Below are 16,057 nucleotides of genomic sequence, written 5' to 3'. Positions count from 1 at the left end.
AGCAGCCTGTCCTCCACAGCGGAGCGGCGAGCGGAGACTCGTGGGTCAGCATTTGGCCTGACAAGCCGGTTGAGGGAGCGCTCAATCATCATGCGTCAGCGGTAGGTCTCCTGGTCGAATCCGGGCGGCCTGCCGCCGCGGCGGCCGCGGTTGTGCCGGTGTTGAACGTCATGCGCCGCATCGGATAGCCAGACGGGCCAGCACCTGCCCGCCGTGGACGGCCCGCCCCATCGGGGCGCTGATGCAGCGCACACGACGGCGGCCGTGGCGCCCGGACTGATGCGGAGCAGTCAGCGGTAATCGGGGTTCGGGGCGTCGAACCGGCAGCCTGCGTCCCACTCGGAGCGCTGGTTGCCGTGGGCCGGGATCCCCTTGGCGCGCTTGAGCATGGCGGCCAGGTGCATCAGGTTCCAGGTCATAAAGGTGGTGTTGCGATTGGTGAAGTCGTTCTCCGGCCCGCCCGAGCCCGGGTCGAGGTACGACGGTCCGGGTCCGGCCGGACCGATCCAGCCGGCGTCGGCCTGCGGCGGAATCGTGTAGCCGAGATGCTGAAGGCTGTAGAGGACGTTCATGGCGCAGTGTTTGACGCCGTCCTCGTTGCCGGTGATCAGACAGCCCCCGACGCGGCCGTAATAGGCGTACTGGCCTTCGGAATTGAGCAGGCCGGAGCAGCCGTAGAGCCGCTCGATGACCTTCTTGGTGACCGAGCTGTTGTCGCCCAGCCAGATCGGTCCGGCGATGACCAGGATGTCGGCGGCCATCACCTGTTCGTACACGGCCGGCCACTCGTCCGTCGCGAAACCGTGCTCGGTCATGTCCGGGTAGACACCGGGCGCGATGTCGTGGTCCACAGCCCGGATCTCGGACGTGGTGACCCCGCGCGACATCATGATCTCCGCGCTTTTGTCGATCAGGCCCTGCGTGTGGCTCTGCTGCGGTGACGGCTTGAGGGTGCAGTTGACGAACAGGGCGGTGAGGTCGTCGAAGCGGTAGCTGTCGTCGGTGGCGTTCACGGCGGCTCCTTGGGCCTGAGGCGACGGCGCGCCCCCGGGACGGGGCGAACCCAGCCGCAGCTTCTCGCGCGGATCTCCGTTTGTCGCGCTTTGTCCCGCATCCGTCATCGTTCCGACCGATGTCGCGCGCATCGGGACGCCCACCGAGATCGTGGCCTCGAGGCGAGCGACGTGCCAGTGCGGTGCACAATTCCGCTGCCGCCGAGCGGGTGACGGCGGACGACGACCCGCCGCCGTTTCCGTTCTTCCGCCCACCCACCAGGAGCGACTCCGTATGGGCGAATCCTCGGCCCCCGCGCGCGGCCGCTGCCAGGAGGTGACCGCACCTTGAGCGCCTCTCCGGCGAGCGAGCTGCGGAAGTCATGCCCAACGGGGTACGCGCGCGAGCGTGCGATGCCCCGCCCCGCTTCGAAACGACATCGACAGTCACGTGTCCGACCACCGGTCCGCCCGTCCGGACCCGCCGCTAGGGGAAAGCGGCGGGCCAGGAGCTCCTCCACGGTGCCACAGCCGGGTACGTACCGCCTGCCGTGCCGCCGAAGTGACTGCCGGACGCCGCGGTTTATCTTCGGCCTGACCACTAAGGAAATCTTCCATCCCGACCGGACAGAAACGACGGACACCCGGCCTGACATGTGATGGATGCCTAGGACGTCAAGTGCCCGGGCTGGTGGCTACCCGGGCCCCCTGGGTGCTTGAGAGACTTTGAGTCGGCTGGCGACGTAGCTGGCGCGGTCTCCCCCATTGTGCGTCGCCGCAGGGATGCCCCGCGTCCAGATGTACAACCAGTACGGACAGCACACGTCCGCTTTTGGCTCCGGTCGCGACCCAGCGGATGCTCCGTCAAGCAGCTTCCCCAGGACGTCCGCGTGGCCCGCGTGCCGTTGTGCTCTGCTCGACGAGATGGATGTGCATCCGGCGGAGGTGGGCGTTGCCGGAGCGACAGCCGAAGCGCGGCCGACGTCGTCGGACAGGCCGCAGGCACGATCTCGTTGTCGGAGCGCTGGGTCTCGTACGACGCACACGCGCGATCGTGAGTGCCCCACCGTCGCTTCGAGGGAACCGGATGCGCACCAGCGGCCGTTGTTCAGGCCCGGGTGTAGCCGCCGTCGGCGAAGAGTTCGGCGCCGGTGACAAACGACGAGGCGTCCGAAGCCAGGAAGAGGGCGGCCTCGGCGATTTCCTCGGCGTCGGCCAGCCTTCCCAGTGGTACGACGGCCTCGGCGAACTGGTCGGCGTCCGGCCCCGCAGCGCGCAGCAGGGCCGGGGTGCGTGTGGGTCCCGGGCTGAGGACGTTGACCCGGAATCGGCGCTCTCGCGACTGGCGGGCCCAGTTGTGCGCGAGGTTGCTCAGCGCCGCCTTTGAGGCGCTGTAGACCTCGAGATGCTCATTGGGGCGCATGCTGTTGCTCGAGCCGATGACCAGGATGGAGGCGTTCTCCGCCAGGAGCGGAAGCGCCTTTTGAACGGTGAACAGTGGGCCCTTGACGTTGACGGCGAGCGTCAGGTCGACGTTCGCCTCGGTGTGGGCGCCAAGCGCGGCGTCCGCGACGACTCCCGCGTTGGCCACCAGCACGTCGATGCGTCCGGCCTCCTCGCGGACTCGGGTGTAGAGCGCGTCCAGGTCGGCCAGGACCGAGACGTCGGATCGTACGCCGGTGGCCGCGGGGCCCAGCGCCTTGACCGCCGCTTCGAGGCGGTCGATGTCGCGGCCGGTCACGAAGACCCGTGCGCCCTCCCGGACGAAGCGGTGGGCAATGGCCAGCCCGATCCCGCTGGTGCCCCCCGTGATCACAGCCACCTTCTCCTGCAGCACCCCTGGCATGTCGAACCCCTCAGTTATGGAATGGATCGTCCATAACCTAGGCCGTAATGGACGACCCAGTCAAGAATGGATAGTCTGAAACCATGCCGAGACCACGCGCATTCGACGAACGCCACGTCCTCGAGCGTGCCCGGGAACAGTTCTGGACGACCGGCTACGCGGGAACCCGGATGGACGACATCGCCCAGGCGACCGGCCTGGGCAAGGGCAGCCTGTACGGCGCATTCGGCGACAAGGCCAAGCTGTTCCACCGCGTGTTCGGCGACTGGTGCACCGCAGTCGTCGAGGTGGCCGAAGGCCGGCTTGCAGGCGGCCCGGACGCTGAGGCCATGGACCGACTGTCGGAGTATGTGCACCTCATGGCAGAGAACACCGCCTCCGACACCGAGCGCCGCGGCTGCCTGCTGGCCAAAGGCGCTGCGGAACTGGCCCAGCACGATCCCACGGTCGCCGGACGCTCGGCCGAGGCCATGACGGCACTGCTGAGCCTGCTGCGCACGGAGATCAGCGCCGCCCAGCGCCACGGCGACATCGACAGCGCCGCGGATCCCGAGCGGCTGGCGGCACTGCTGCTGACGCTGGTCCGCGGCATGGAAGCGGTGGGCAAAGCCGGCCTGGACCCGCAGACGCTGCGCAACATCGCAGACACCGCACTGGCGGTCCTGCCCAAACCCGCAGCACAGAAGAACCCCGCAACCGCGCGCCGTTCGGCCCGCGAGAACTGACGTTCGCGCCATCACAGCCGCACACCCCCCGGACGCACCTCACCACGCGGCGGTGGCCCGCCGCCCAGGAACGTAGAAGCCGTGTCGACCAGGCGCAGCCAGCCAACGGCCGCGCCCGAGGGCAACCCGGTGGACATCAGGCACAGCTGCTCCGCTCGTGACCTGATCCATGTCGGGATTCTTGACTGATCATTTCGGCCCTGTCGCCGGGCAGGGCCGCCTCCCTCCCGCCGCGGCCCCATCCCCCCTCCCACAAGAGCCGTGCCGTCAGCCAGTTACTGCGCCGCCATGATTGGACAGACAGGCACCAACCCCGAGACGTCACTCTTTCAGGTGCATGCGCGGCAGAAGAACACGTATCGAATCTGAAGAAAAACTGTACTGGCCGCAGTAGACATGGACTCATCCCAGGGTTACAGTTTCCATGTACCCAGGAAGTCGACGAGGGCACGGCAGACACGAACTGCCGTGCATGCACGTCCAGCAGGACGCGGCCTCGCAGAGGCCGCGAGCAGTACCGCAGGATCCAGCAGTACAACGATTAGCCGAAAGTAAGGAGCAGACGCCATCAGGATCGCCCGGGCGAGGAAGAGTCCGCCCGGGTACCGCAGGCCCCGGATTGGAAGGTGGTCCCCGGTCACGCATCCGCGATCCCCGCAGCCCCGCCCTCCCAGGCGAAAGCTGCGGACATAGAAGGCCGGCGCAGTTCGCCGGCAGATGGTGTTGAAAGCTCGGGGCCTGGGTGCCGAACGGCACCCAGGCCCCCCGACGCGTCCGCTGAAAGAAGAGGTATATGCCCCCTGGCGATTCCCGTCCCGTCGACAATCTCGACGACGACGACTACCCCGCCTACACCATGGGCCGGGCCGCCGAGATGCTCGGCACCACCCCCGCCTTCCTGCGCGCCCTCGGCGAACACCGCCTGATCACCCCGCTGCGCTCCGAGGGCGGACACCGCCGCTACTCCCGCTACCAGCTACGCATCGCCGCCCGGGCCCGTGAACTCGTCGACCAGGGCACCCCGATCGAGGCCGCCTGCCGCATCGTCATCCTCGAAGACCAACTCGAAGAAGCCCGGCGCATCAACGAGGAACTGCGTACCCAAGGCCGCGAGCCGCAGTCAAAAACCTCAGCCTGACAGATGACACGCCCGACGGCACAGCCGACGTCGCTGACGGCCCGTCACGGCTTCCGCCCCGGATTGCAGCGTGGTGCCGGGTGCTGGGCGACTTCGCACAACACCTGAAGTCCGCGGTGAGCGCAATACCGTGGACCGTGATGAGCACGCTGGTGCCCCCGGTCGGCCATCGCGTGGTCCTTGAGCAGGTCGAGGAAGCCGCGCACGCGCTGGCCTACTGACGGGAGCTAGCACCCGCTGCCCGTGCTCCGGCCCGTCGTGCGATGCCTGGACCAGCTTCTGGGTGCGCAGAACCTGGTCGTAGACGCCGCTGCCGGCCAGCGAGACGTGTTCGGCCTGACGATGCCGTGGTGAAGCGGCGTTGTCACTGACCCGCAGCAGGCGCCGGCCGACGACGTCGACGAACCGAAACGACACGTACAGCGCGCCGAAACGCTCACGAAGGTTGCGCGCCACCACATCCAGCGACTCCCCGGCGCGGCGTTCTCCGCCGCCGCCAGCACATCCGACAGCCGGAACCGATCACGCAGCACATCCGCCTCCCTGGTTACGCCCCTTCTTCCCGCCGAAACGGCAAGCATCACCGCATTCTGGCGTTCAGCACGTCCCCCTCGGGGTGGTTCCGGTGTCCAGGTCGAGCCGCTCGCGTCGGGCCGAGGGACCCTGGTGGTGGCACAGCCGGCGTCAAACGGCCGTCAAGCAGCTCGCCGACCGTCTCGTGCGCCTGCCAGCGAGCATGGCGAGGCGGGGGTGTCCCCTGACGGGTCATCGAGCGGTGAGGACGTGGGCCCATGGCTCATCGATGTCGGCCAGCCCCAGCACGGCGACCACGTTGTCGAGCATTCCGGCGCCGAACCAGCGCCGCACGGCGTCGTCGTCGCCCAGCAGCTGCCGGACGGTGTCGACCTGTTTGGCGTAGCACCGGCGCACGGCCTGTGCCACCAGCGGCTCGCCGACGGCACAGTTCGCGTGCATGAGGAAACGCAGGATGTTCCGGTCCGCGACGAGCGCGGCGTAGGCGTCGCGTGCGGCATCCAACCTCGCCTCGGGCGACAGCCCGACCCCGCCCGACGCCGGCGAGTGCGCGACCAGCGTGTCGGTCATGACGACCGACACGTGGTCGACCGCCGCCGCAAACAGCGCTTCCTTGTTCGGGTACAAGCGGTAGAGATACGGCTGGGAGACGCCGACCCATGCTGCGATCTCGTGCGTCGTCGTACCGTAGAAACCCTTTTGCGCGAAGCAGTCGACCGCGGCGGCCATGATGGCCCGACGTCGTTCGTCGCTCTTCGTACTGGTACCGGCGGCAGGCATGGGTGTCAGTCAAACATGACTCCCCTCAGCGCCCAAACGTCACGCTGAGGTCGGAGTCGGACGGGACGTCGTCGGGCGTGAGCGCCTCGATCGCCACCAGCGGGTTCCAGTAGTCCAGGTAGTGAGTGATGCGCCCGTCGTCATCGGTGCGGACGACGGAGATGCAGGTCTGCTCGTACGGCTTGCCGGTCGGCAGCGCCTTGCCCTTCGAGCGGAACTCGGCGATCACCAGACTCGGATCGACCGTGTCGTGGAAGACCAGGCCGACGAACTCCACGTCGAAGGTCTCGGGAAAGTTGCTCATGTGCGCGACCAGTGCGTCGCGCCCCGTCACCCGCTGGGGCACACCGGCCGGCGCGTACGGGAATTCCAGCACCGCGTCCGGGGCGAACAGCTCCACCCATTCCTCGACGCGTCCCGCGGCGGTGAGGCGCAGGTGCTCGGTCAGAGCGTGCTGGGCAGCGGCCCGGCGGGCGGCGTCGTCTTCCTTGACTGTCATCTTCACTCCTACGTTAGTGGTCGACCTATAACCTAACACACCACGCGCTGTTGCGGGCAGCCGAGCAGAGGTAGCGCAACGGGAATCCCCATCCGTTTTCACGGAGGGCGGGCGTCCAGAAATCGCCTCACGGGCGGCAGGCACTCCTGACGCGGCAGGCCGACGAGCGCGGCCGCCGCGGGCCGTGGCCGAGCGCACCATCGCGGTCAACCTGCTCGGGCCGATCCGCTTGATCAACGCGTTCCTGCCCGGTCTGTTCGCCCAGCCCACGGCGACGCTCATGACGGTGGGTTACGGGCTGGGCTACGTGCCGCCGCCCGCCACCCCCACCTACAACGCGACCAAGGCCGCCATCCGCTCCTTCACCGAGTCACTGCGAGTGCAGCTGACCATGAGCAATCTGCAGGTGATCGAACTGGTCCCGTCAGCCACCCGAACCTCGCTGACGGGCCAGCAGATCACTGAAGTCGCCAGGCCCTGAGCAGATCCTCGTCCAGCGGGTGAAGTGGCAGCGCCATGGCGAGGCCGAGGGCCACTACCAGGAAGTCCTGAACGTCCCTAGGGCGTCCCTAGGGCTTTCCCTAGGGCGCGCATCGAGTCGTGATCAATCCGCGGGATTCACCCTCGTAACAAACGCTGATCACGCAGCGAACTGGCATGGGCTGTCGCACTGGATGCGCTTGCCGGTCAGCCTGTGGGCAGGCCGATCTGGTCGCGTTCGAGCCCGGAGCGCAGCTCCGCGAGGATCTGTACGGCGGCCAGTCCTGAGGGACCGCCGAGAACGTCTGCGGTCAGCTCGGTCAGTGTGTTGGTGAAGGTCGCCTCCGCCGCCTCGACGAGTTGCAGGCCTCCAGCGGTCAGGTCCAGCAGTGATGAGCGGCGATCCGATGGATTGGTTCGCCGTATGACCCATGCCTGCTTCTCCAGGCGGTCGATGCCCTTGCTGGTCGCGCCGATCCCGATGGCGAATTCGGTGGCGAGGTCCGCCACCCGGGACCCGGGGTGGTCGCGCAGGTAGCGCAGGAACTCGAACTGCGAGGTGACGATCCCGTGCCGCTCGCGAAGTCGATCGTTCAGCGCGTTGTAGAGGCGTGTCTCGCAGCGGACGAGATCGGCGAAGAAGCCCGGGAGGTCGATCGGGCCACGGCTTGACTTAGATGCCATGGCATATATTCTAATCTATATTCCACGGCATATAGTTCTTTGGCATGCGCTTACGATGGAGGCGGCAATGAGCAGGCAACAGCGGGCGGAGATCGACGCGATGGTCCGACGGCCTCAGTCGGAGAGCCCTCGGTCGGTGGAGGAGCTCCGCGCCGGGTTCAGGGCGATGATGGGAGAAATGATCGTCCCGGCCGGGATCCGCACCCGGACTGCGACACTCGGCGATCGGCCCGCTGTGCTGGTCGAGCCAGCCGGCACTCCGAAGGCGGGGACGATCCTCTACTTTCACGGCGGCTCTTACGTGGTCGGTTCACCGGCGACGGCGATGTCGCTGACGGGGAATCTGGTGGCCAGGACCGGGTTCAGGGCGTTCTCGCTGGATTACCGGCTTGCCCCTGAGCACCCGTTCCCCGCCGCCATCGAGGACGGGCTGAGCGCCTACCGCGCACTTCTCGACAGCGGCGAGGACCCTTCGGCAACCGTGTTCGCCGGCGACTCCGCCGGTGGTGGCCTCACGGTCACCACCTGCCTCGCCGCTCGCGACGCGGGCCTGCCCATGCCCGCCGCGATCGTGGCGTTCTCGCCCGGACTCGACGCGACCCGGACAGGCGAGAGCATGGACACCAAGGCGAGCATCGATCCGTTCTTCACGCGTGAGGGCCTGGAACACACCGGGGCCATGTATCGCGCGGGGCAGGACCCCCACCAGCCCATGCTCAGCCCCGCCACCCACGCCGACCTGACCGGCTTCCCCCCAATGCTTCTGCAGGCGGGCACCAACGAACTGCTCCTGGACGACTCCACACGCATGGCCACGCGCGCGAGGGACGCCGGAGTGGACGTCATCCTGGACATCACCGCTGACGTTCCGCATGTCTTCCAGGCGTTCACCGGCGTCCTGGACGAAGCCGACGAAGCACTGGACCGCGCCGCTCTCTTTCTCAGCCAGCACATCCGCACCAAGGACGCGACACGCACGTCGGCAGGCTGAGGCCCGCAGACAGTCTCATGCGGACCGAGCCCTGGCTCGCCGTTGGGCGGGACTGGCTACGACGGGCTCGTGGGCCCCGGCCTGACCGAAGTGCTGGATGAAGAGAAGCTGACGGCGGACGCACTGTGGGAGGCGGTGACCGGCAAGCCGAGCGCTCAGACGTGGTACGAGTCTGTGCACAGCACCTGCGCCAGCTCGGAGACTGAGGCGGCCCACAAGGCCGAGGACGAGCGGATCTACGCCCCTCGGCGCAGGCGCGCCGAGAAGGCGAAGACGGAGCCGGCCACCGAGGCGCAGGTGCAGTACCTGACCACGCTCGCGGAGAAGGTCGGCAAGGAGCGGTTCGACGCCGAGTTCGCCAAGGTGATCAAGGGCGCGACATCGCCCCGCGCGCTCGCCGGCAGCGCTGCGCGACGGTCGCGAAGCGGCTCCAAAGCCAGGGCCCGCAAGCTCATCACCGCTCTGGTCGGCCACGACTAGGGCCTGTATCGAGTTGTGATCAATCAGTGGTCCGGGTGAGGTCTTTGATCCAGATCATCGAGGCTCGTAGGTGGAGGCCGGCGAGGTAGCTGTCCGGGGTCTTGTCGTATCGAGTGGCGATTCCCCGCCAGACCTTGAGCTTGTTGATCAGGCGCTCGACGGTGTTCCTCTCCTGGTAGAGAGCGGCGTCGTGGCTGACGGCCGACCGCCCCCGGAGCCCTTCTTCCGGTTGGCGGCAGTCATAGGGCGACCGTGAGTGCCTCGGCCAGGGTCATGGGCGGGCGGCCGATCAGGCGGTGCAGGTCGCCAGAGTCGGTGTACATCTCGCCGCGGTTCATGCCGCGGTCAGCGTCAGCGAGGACCTCCGCCAGCTCGGCGGGCAGGCCCGCGGCGGCCAGTACCCGGGTGAGGTCGGTCACCGGGAGGTCAGTGTAGGTAACCTGCTTGTCGGCCGCAGCGGAGATCGCGGCGGCGAGCTCGGTCAGGGTGAAGGACTCGTCGCCGCCGAGCTCGTACACGGCGCCAGTGTGGCCTTCCGCGGTGAGGACGACGGCTGCGGCCTCGGCGTAGTCGGCGCGGGACGCGGCGCTGATCCGCCCCTCGCCTGCGGCGCCGACGACGGCGCAGTTCTGCAGGATCTGCGGCAGTTGGCTGGTGTAGTTCTCCAGGTACCAGCCGTTGCGCAGCAGCACGCTGGGGATTCCGCGGTCCCGCAGATACTCCTCGGTCTCGCGGTGCGTGGCGCCAATGACGGTGGTGGCCGTGTCCGCGTGCGTCGTGCTCGTGTACGCCACCCGCGACACGCCTGCGGACACCGCGGCGTCGATCACGCGGCGGTGGTTGGCGACCCGCTCGCCCACAGGGGCCGAGGCCGAGATCAACAGCAGCCTGTCTGCCCCCGCGAATGCCTCGGCCAGGCTGTCGGTGTCCGCGAAGTCGGCGCGGCGTACCGTGATGCCTCGGTCGGCCAGGTCCTTGATCCTGGCGATGTCCCGGCCGGTCGCGATGATGTCCGCGGCCGGGATCCCGCGCCGCAGCAGTGCCTCGACAGTGAGCCTGCCCAGCTGGCCGGTGGCTCCGGTGACGACGATCGGCATGATGGTCATTCCTTCCTTCCCGCGCGTGCCTCGCACGCCTGCCGCAGTCCGTCCGCGGCGGGATGGAACCCAGAATGACCTGGACACTCTCTGCTGGGGAGTAGCCACTTATTGGTAGGGTACTTACGGGAGCGAAAGCATTGAGGTGAGCCGTATGGCTGCTGTCGAGAACGTGAGCGGGCCCATACCGTCATTCGATCCGTACGAGCGCGGCTGCCCGTCGCGGGACCTGCTCGACCAGATCGGCAGCAAGTGGGCAGTCCTCGTGCTGGGCGAACTCGGCCGGAACGGGACGTCCCGGTTCGGCCGGCTCCGGCAGGCGCTGGCGGGCGTGAGCGAGAAGATGCTCACCCAGACGCTGCGCACCCTCGAACGCGACGGGCTGATCAGTCGTACCGTCTACCCGGAGGTGCCGCCGCACGTGGAGTATGAGCTGACCGCGCTCGGCCAGACGCTGCGGGAACCGCTGAAGGCGCTCACGGAGTGGTCCGTGCTGCACATCGAAGAAGTCATCACCGCCCGCGAAGAGTACGACGACCGCACTGCGCGCACCCGGTAATCGGCGGCGGCCGACGGACTGGTCATGGACGGCTGCCTCGCCGAGACCGGCCCGACAATCAGACTCCCCTGAGCAACCCGGCTGTCGGGCCCGGACGATGGTGATCTCCGGATGCATCAGCCGCGGGCGGAAGAGGACTTCCTTCGAGCGCTCTTCCGCCCGGGAGGCCTGCAGGTCAGCCTGGCCTGACCACGATCATCAGAAGCAGGCATGCGGGTGTCGACCACGAGATGCCGCCTCGGATGGAGTGCGGCCGGGGCTCAGTCTCTCCGCAAAGCCGGGGCGTGGGAGCCAGGTTGGTGGCGCACGAAGTAGTCGGCGAGGTGCGGGGCGAGGGCCGGGATCTCCACCGGAGTGCCGCCCGAACGCAGAGATGTGGTGGCCGCGATGCCGGTCGCGACGGCTTCGCGGGCGGCTACGGGCGACGTCTCGGTCGCGCCGCCGTACGCGACGAAACGCAGGAACTCGTCGACGAGGGACTGATCCGCGCCTCCGTGCGGGCCACCGGCCGCTTCGGCGGGGAGCAGGGTCAGATCTGCCTCGGGGCGGTAGCCTGAGCGCCGCCGGTTCCACACCTTGATCACCGGGGCGTCGCCCTCGACACCGTCCCCGAGGTTCTCGATCCGGCCCTCGTCACCGATGACGGTGTAGTTGCGCCAGTAGTCGGGGGTGAAGTGACATTGCTGGTAGCTCGTGAGCACCCCGTTGTCGAGGCGAGTCAGCACCATGCTGATGTCCTCCACGTCGATGACGGGGTTGAGATCGCGCAGCGCCGACGGCGGCCACACGCCCTCGTCGAACCAGTCCTGCACCCGCGCCGACCCCTGGGGCCCGGTACGGCGGTGCGGACTGGCGCCGTAGACGGACAGGCCGCCCAGTGCGGTCACCGTGCGGGACCAGCCCCCCGCCAGCCAGTGGATCGCGTCCAGGTCGTGCGCGCCTTTCTGGAGCAACAGGCCGGTGGTCCGGGCTCGTTCGGCGTGCCAGTCCTTGAAGTAGTAGTCGCCGCCGTGGCCGACGAAATGTCGGCACCACACGGCCCGCACGGTTCCGATCGTCCCCTCGTCGACGAGTCTGCGCATGGTGCGCAGGACCGGCAGATGGCGGAGGTTGTGTCCGACGTACAGCCGCGTGCCGGTGCGGGCGGCGGTGGCCAGGACCCGGTCGCAGTCGTCGAGGTCGACGGCGAGAGGCTTCTCGACAAACACAGCGACACCCGCTTCGAGGAAGTACAGGGTGGGAGCGGTGTGGATGTCGTCCGGGGTGAGGACGAACACGGCGTCCAGACCGTCACCGAGCATGTCCTCGTAGTGCTCGTGGACCTGGACATCGGCCCCAAAGATCCTCCGGGCGTCGGCGCGGCCACGCTCGGACGTATCGGCGCAGGAGACAACGCTGGCCGAGCCGGGCTGCTCGGCCAGGGCGGCCAGCCCGGCTCGCTGGCCTGTGCCGACGACACCGACGCGCAGTTCCGGCGCGTTCGGAGGACCACTGGTCACGGAACACCCCTTCGTCGGAGACGGGGAGACGCGGCTGACGCCTGGGCGTCGGAGGCCGGTCGGTGGCCACCGTACGGCGGCGGTCGACGGACTCGCCGCGGAGCGAGAGCGCTGTGGCGTCGGAGCCCGCGCGAGGGCACGGCAGACATGAACCACGACGCGCTCCGGGCCGACATGGCAGCCTGTGCTCCACGGTGACACCCATGACCATAGATGCTTGAACATGCTCTATCAATGCCTCAATCAAGCATCTTCAAGCATCTTTTCCCTACTCGGACATCGCCCATGATGCGCCGACTGGGTTCGGGCACACAGCCGGGCCCAGGACCCGCGGCCTCGGACGTCGTCAAGCCGAACATTGACGGTTCGGTGCGCTCACCGGCGGCGAATCCGACGCCGTGCGGCCGCGGTGAGAGTCGTGGGTGCCCGGGCGGTGGTCGCCTCCCCGGTCCCCAGGTCCTCGCCCATAGGCCGGCAGGGAGTGGCGCGGTCGGCCCTGACCGGAGCGGCTCGTCGAGGCCGTGGCCCGTCGGCCGCAACCCTGGTCGTGCCGCTCGCCGGGGACTTCGGCCCCGGGGCGTACCGCGATCTGCTCGACACGGGTACGGTGCGCCGCGTGTCGCATCCTCCCCGTGGGCCCCCGACTGGCCCCGTGGCAAGGGGACTTGGGCAGTGCGTTGACATCCTCACGGGTGGTCGCTTTACTCCTGGGCAACGCTGGAGCCACGCTCCGCGTGCAGAGGCACGCCCAGCCGGTATGCAGGCCCCCGCGCCGCGAGCCCGGCCCGAGTCGCCAGGACGCCCCACGTGTCCGAGGCGGGGACGTGCCCGCTTCTTCTGGAGCTCACCGCATGAGCAACCTCAACACCGCCTCCCGCAAACTCACCGGCGCGGCCATGGGCGCTGTGGCCCTGACGGGCGCTCTGCTCGCCCAGGCGCCCTCGACGCATGCCGTGACCGTGACCCTGCCGCCCACACATGCCGCCTTCGACTACCAGATCGGAGGCGCCTACACGCCGCCGAGTGGTGTCAAGGTCGTCACTCGTGACCACACCGCCTCTCCGGCGGCGGGCCTGTACAACATCTGCTACGTCAACGCCTTCCAGGCGCAGCCGGGCGCCGAGAGCGACTGGGACCCGGACCTGTTGCTGCGCGACTCCGCGGGCAAGGTCGTCTACGACGAGGACTGGGGCGAGGCCCTCCTCGACGTCAGCACGGACGCCAAGCGGCAGCGGATCGCCGGCACGATCGGAGCCCAGATCGACGGGTGCCGGAGCAAGGGCTTCCAGGCTGTCGAGCCCGACAACTACGACAGCTACACCCGCTCGAAAAACCGCCTGACGGCGAACAACGCACAGGCGTTCATCAAGCTGCTTTCCGCCCGCGCCCACGCGGACGGCCTGGCCATCGCCCAGAAGAACACCTCCGAGCTGGCCGGCAATCGCAAGGCCAACGGTCTCGACTTCGCCGTGGCCGAGGAGTGCGGCCAGTACAACGAGTGCGACAGCTACACCAGTGCCTTCGGGAACAACGTGATCGTGATCGAGTACACCGACGCCGGCCGGTCGAAGGCGTGCCGGGGGTGGGGCGGCACGCTGAGCATCGTCCAGCGCGACGTGGACGTCTCGCCCGTCGGCACCAGCGGGTACGTCCGCAAGACCTGCTGATCGCTCCGCTGGAAGCGCCGCGTCACGTCGTCGATCATCTGCGGCACGGTGTTGGCTGGTCGCGTGGTTCCCCACGCCCCTTCAGGACGCTGTCGAGCCGCAGTTGACGTCGTCCGACCTTGTCGAGCTTCTCGAGCGCGCGTCGGCTTGTGACGGCTCGGTGAGCCGTCACAAGCCGACGTCGCACATGTCCGCAAGCAATGCGCAATCATGCGTATTTCATCGGCGTTTCACGCAAATCCGATCAGGCTACCTCTTGACAGCCGCCCGGCACCGTCGTTTAACTCCTGGCCAACGCCACAGTCGAAGCACTCGGCGGCAGAGGTACGCCCAGCCGGTAGCTGGCCACGCGTCAGAAGCCCGGACTGAGTCGCCAGGACCCCATGGGAGTCCGAGGCGGGGTCGTGCCCACCAGGATCTGGGGCCCAGACATGATCCTCCTTCGCAGGACTCCCTCCGGCCGCCATGACGCGACGACCGCGCCTGGACGCCGTGTTCGTGCCCGTCGACCCACCCGGTCCCGCCTGGCCCCCACCCGGCCGGCCTCGCTCCACCCGTATCGCGCGGTGCCGGCGACAGCGCAACGTCCACCGTCCGACGCGCAACGCCCGCGGCGCTGAGCACCGCCCGCCGACCGGCCGCACGTTCAGCCCCGCCGGGCCCACCAGCCGTTGCCGCGGCCGAAACGCCGTACACCGACACCACACCTTGCGCGGAAACACCTGTCCCCCAGCTCCACACCGGAGGTACCTATGCATGCGGTCACCCGCAGCGCGCCGCCCGCACGCCGCGACGTGCTGCGCGCCGGCGCGGCTTGGGCCACCGCGGCGGCCGCGGGCCTGTCGGCCTCCGGCTGCGCGGCGGGCGGCGACAACGGCGTCAGCGCCGACGGCACCGTGACCATCGAGATGTGGCACGGTCAGACCGACACCGGCAAGAAGGCCCTGGAATCCCTGGTCGCCGCCTTCATGCGCAGCCACCCCCGCATCCGGGTCGAGCTGGGCGGCGGAGTGCTCGCCGACTCGATGCTCCAGAAGGTGACGGCCGCTCTCGCTGCCGGCTCCTACCCGGACATCGCCTACATCTTCGGTTCCGACCTCGCCAGCGTCGCCCGCAGCCCACAGGTCGTCGACCTCACCGACATGGTCGGACACGCCCCCACTCCCTGGGGGACCTACTGGGAACCGGCACGCGCGGCCGTGACCGTCAACGGCCAGGTGCGCGCCGCGCCCGCGCTGCTGGACTCGCTCGCCGTGGTCTGCAACAAGAAGCTCTTCCGCCAGGCCGGCCTGCCGCTGCCTGAAGCCGGCTGGCGGTGGGACGACTTCGTCGCCACGGCCAAGGCGCTCACCGACACCGGCGGCGGCCGCTTCGGCACCGGCTGGCCCGGCGTCGGCGACGAGGACACCGTTTGGCGCCTGTGGCCCATGATCTGGGATCTCGGCGGGGATGTCGTCGCCGACGACGGCAGGCACATCGGCTTCGCCGACGCCGGAACCCGCGCCCTGGAGGTGGTGGCCGCCCTCGTCCGCGACAAGAGCGTCTACGTCGACCCGAAGCCGGGCAGTGAGCAGATGTACCAGGTCTTCGAGTCCGGCCGTATGGGCATGGTCGTCACCGGTCCCTGGCAGCTGCCCGACATCCGCCAGGCGAAGATCGACTACCACGTCGTGCCGCTGCCCAGCTTCTCCGGCCGACCGGTGACCATCAGCGGACCCGACACCTGGACCGTGTTCGACAACGGCGGCGCCCGCAAACGGGCCGCCAAAACCTTCGTGACCTGGCTCATGCAGCCCACGCAGGATGTGCGTTGGGACATCGACGCAGGCAGCCTGCCACTCAGCCGCCGCACCCGCGACCTGCCCGCCTGGCAGCACAAGGAAAGCGGCACCGAGGGACTGGGGGTGTTCACCAAGGCCCTCGACACGGCCCGGGCACGCCCCGTCCACGCCGCCTATCCGCAGATCTCCCAGGCTCTCGGACAGGCCATCGTCGCCGTGCTGCTGGGACAGAGCAGCCCCACCAAGGCACTGCGCGATTGCGCCGCCGACGCCAACGCCGCACTGCTCATCCCGCGCTGAGGAGC

The 16,057-nt window shown here is 68.6% G+C and carries 15 protein-coding genes and 2 pseudogenes; 8 read left to right on the top strand and 9 right to left on the bottom strand.

What is annotated here, in order from left to right; translation table 11 throughout:
- Window positions 1-290: 290 nt before the first annotated feature.
- On the bottom strand, window positions 291-1,013 hold the full coding sequence (locus tag ABZZ74_RS21835; RefSeq protein ID WP_356767292.1) for a flavodoxin family protein: 723 nt from the start codon (window positions 1,011-1,013) through the stop codon (window positions 291-293).
- A gap of 1,087 nt (window positions 1,014-2,100) precedes the next feature.
- Complete coding sequence (locus tag ABZZ74_RS21830; protein WP_356767290.1) at window positions 2,101-2,838, bottom strand: SDR family oxidoreductase; 738 nt, start codon at window positions 2,836-2,838, stop codon at window positions 2,101-2,103.
- 83 nt (window positions 2,839-2,921) lie between these two features.
- On the opposite strand from ABZZ74_RS21830, the gene ABZZ74_RS21825 reads away from it, so the two are divergent.
- Window positions 2,922-3,563, top strand: coding sequence for a TetR/AcrR family transcriptional regulator (locus ABZZ74_RS21825; RefSeq protein WP_356767288.1), 642 nt, complete (start codon window positions 2,922-2,924; stop codon window positions 3,561-3,563).
- A 793-nt stretch (window positions 3,564-4,356) separates the two neighbouring features.
- Window positions 4,357-4,701, top strand: coding sequence for a MerR family transcriptional regulator (locus ABZZ74_RS21820; protein WP_356767286.1), 345 nt, complete (start codon window positions 4,357-4,359; stop codon window positions 4,699-4,701).
- A 216-nt stretch (window positions 4,702-4,917) separates the two neighbouring features.
- Here ABZZ74_RS21820 and ABZZ74_RS21815 read toward each other — a convergent pair.
- The 3 genes and pseudogenes from ABZZ74_RS21815 to ABZZ74_RS21805 all read right to left on the bottom strand — a co-directional run.
- Window positions 4,918-5,234, bottom strand: a pseudogene (locus ABZZ74_RS21815) (serine/threonine-protein phosphatase); the annotation flags it as partial.
- A 232-nt stretch (window positions 5,235-5,466) separates the two neighbouring features.
- Window positions 5,467-6,015, bottom strand: a complete 549-nt coding sequence (locus tag ABZZ74_RS21810) for a TetR/AcrR family transcriptional regulator (protein WP_356767284.1) — start codon at window positions 6,013-6,015, stop codon at window positions 5,467-5,469.
- A gap of 25 nt (window positions 6,016-6,040) precedes the next feature.
- Window positions 6,041-6,514 carry a nuclear transport factor 2 family protein gene (locus tag ABZZ74_RS21805; RefSeq protein WP_356767282.1) on the bottom strand — a complete coding sequence of 158 codons (474 nt, stop codon included), beginning with the start codon at window positions 6,512-6,514 and terminating at the stop codon, window positions 6,041-6,043.
- 121 nt (window positions 6,515-6,635) lie between these two features.
- Here ABZZ74_RS21805 and ABZZ74_RS21800 point away from each other — a divergent pair, with 121 nt between their 5' ends.
- The gene (locus ABZZ74_RS21800) at window positions 6,636-6,995 is read left to right on the top strand and encodes an SDR family NAD(P)-dependent oxidoreductase (protein WP_356767388.1); all 360 of its coding nucleotides are present in this window, start codon (window positions 6,636-6,638) and stop codon (window positions 6,993-6,995) included.
- A 206-nt stretch (window positions 6,996-7,201) separates the two neighbouring features.
- Here the strand turns inward: ABZZ74_RS21800 and ABZZ74_RS21795 are convergent, their stop codons facing one another.
- Window positions 7,202-7,678 (bottom strand): MarR family transcriptional regulator, encoded by a 477-nt coding sequence (locus tag ABZZ74_RS21795; RefSeq protein WP_356767280.1) that lies wholly within the window; start codon window positions 7,676-7,678, stop codon window positions 7,202-7,204.
- Window positions 7,679-7,745: 67 nt separating this feature from the next.
- On the opposite strand from ABZZ74_RS21795, the gene ABZZ74_RS21790 reads away from it, so the two are divergent.
- Together ABZZ74_RS21790 and ABZZ74_RS21785 are read left to right on the top strand one after the other, a co-directional pair.
- Entirely contained in the window at window positions 7,746-8,669 is a 924-nt protein-coding gene (locus ABZZ74_RS21790; RefSeq protein ID WP_356767278.1) for an alpha/beta hydrolase, read from the top strand.
- A 69-nt stretch (window positions 8,670-8,738) separates the two neighbouring features.
- A complete protein-coding gene (locus ABZZ74_RS21785; protein WP_356767276.1) occupies window positions 8,739-9,149 on the top strand; it encodes a hypothetical protein in 411 nt (136 codons plus the stop codon).
- 19 nt (window positions 9,150-9,168) lie between these two features.
- On the opposite strand, the pseudogene ABZZ74_RS21780 reads toward ABZZ74_RS21785, so the two are convergent.
- Both ABZZ74_RS21780 and ABZZ74_RS21775 read right to left on the bottom strand, forming a co-directional pair.
- Window positions 9,169-9,386: pseudogene (locus ABZZ74_RS21780) on the bottom strand (IS5/IS1182 family transposase); the annotation flags it as partial.
- A 2-nt stretch (window positions 9,387-9,388) separates the two neighbouring features.
- The gene (locus ABZZ74_RS21775; protein WP_356767274.1) at window positions 9,389-10,255 is read right to left on the bottom strand and encodes an SDR family oxidoreductase; all 867 of its coding nucleotides are present in this window, start codon (window positions 10,253-10,255) and stop codon (window positions 9,389-9,391) included.
- Window positions 10,256-10,400: 145 nt separating this feature from the next.
- Between ABZZ74_RS21775 and ABZZ74_RS21770 the strand changes: the two genes are divergently transcribed.
- Window positions 10,401-10,805 (top strand): helix-turn-helix domain-containing protein, encoded by a 405-nt coding sequence (locus ABZZ74_RS21770; RefSeq protein WP_356767272.1) that lies wholly within the window; start codon window positions 10,401-10,403, stop codon window positions 10,803-10,805.
- A gap of 260 nt (window positions 10,806-11,065) precedes the next feature.
- On the opposite strand, the gene ABZZ74_RS21765 is transcribed toward ABZZ74_RS21770, so the two are convergent.
- The gene (locus ABZZ74_RS21765) at window positions 11,066-12,304 is read right to left on the bottom strand and encodes a Gfo/Idh/MocA family oxidoreductase (protein ID WP_356767270.1); all 1,239 of its coding nucleotides are present in this window, start codon (window positions 12,302-12,304) and stop codon (window positions 11,066-11,068) included.
- 851 nt (window positions 12,305-13,155) lie between these two features.
- Here ABZZ74_RS21765 and ABZZ74_RS21760 point away from each other — a divergent pair.
- Both ABZZ74_RS21760 and ABZZ74_RS21755 read left to right on the top strand, forming a co-directional pair.
- Entirely contained in the window at window positions 13,156-13,971 is an 816-nt protein-coding gene (locus ABZZ74_RS21760; RefSeq protein ID WP_356767268.1) for an endo alpha-1,4 polygalactosaminidase, read from the top strand.
- A 752-nt stretch (window positions 13,972-14,723) separates the two neighbouring features.
- Window positions 14,724-16,052 (top strand): ABC transporter substrate-binding protein, encoded by a 1,329-nt coding sequence (locus tag ABZZ74_RS21755; protein WP_356767266.1) that lies wholly within the window; start codon window positions 14,724-14,726, stop codon window positions 16,050-16,052.
- Window positions 16,053-16,057: the final 5 nt, after the last annotated feature.

Origin of the sequence: Streptomyces sp. NPDC006476 (assembly GCF_040612015.1) — a bacterium.
Classification (GTDB): domain Bacteria; phylum Actinomycetota; class Actinomycetes; order Streptomycetales; family Streptomycetaceae; genus Streptomyces; species Streptomyces griseorubiginosus_B.
Note: the sequence above shows the minus strand (reverse complement) of the source record. Positions and strands in the feature narration are given on the sequence as shown.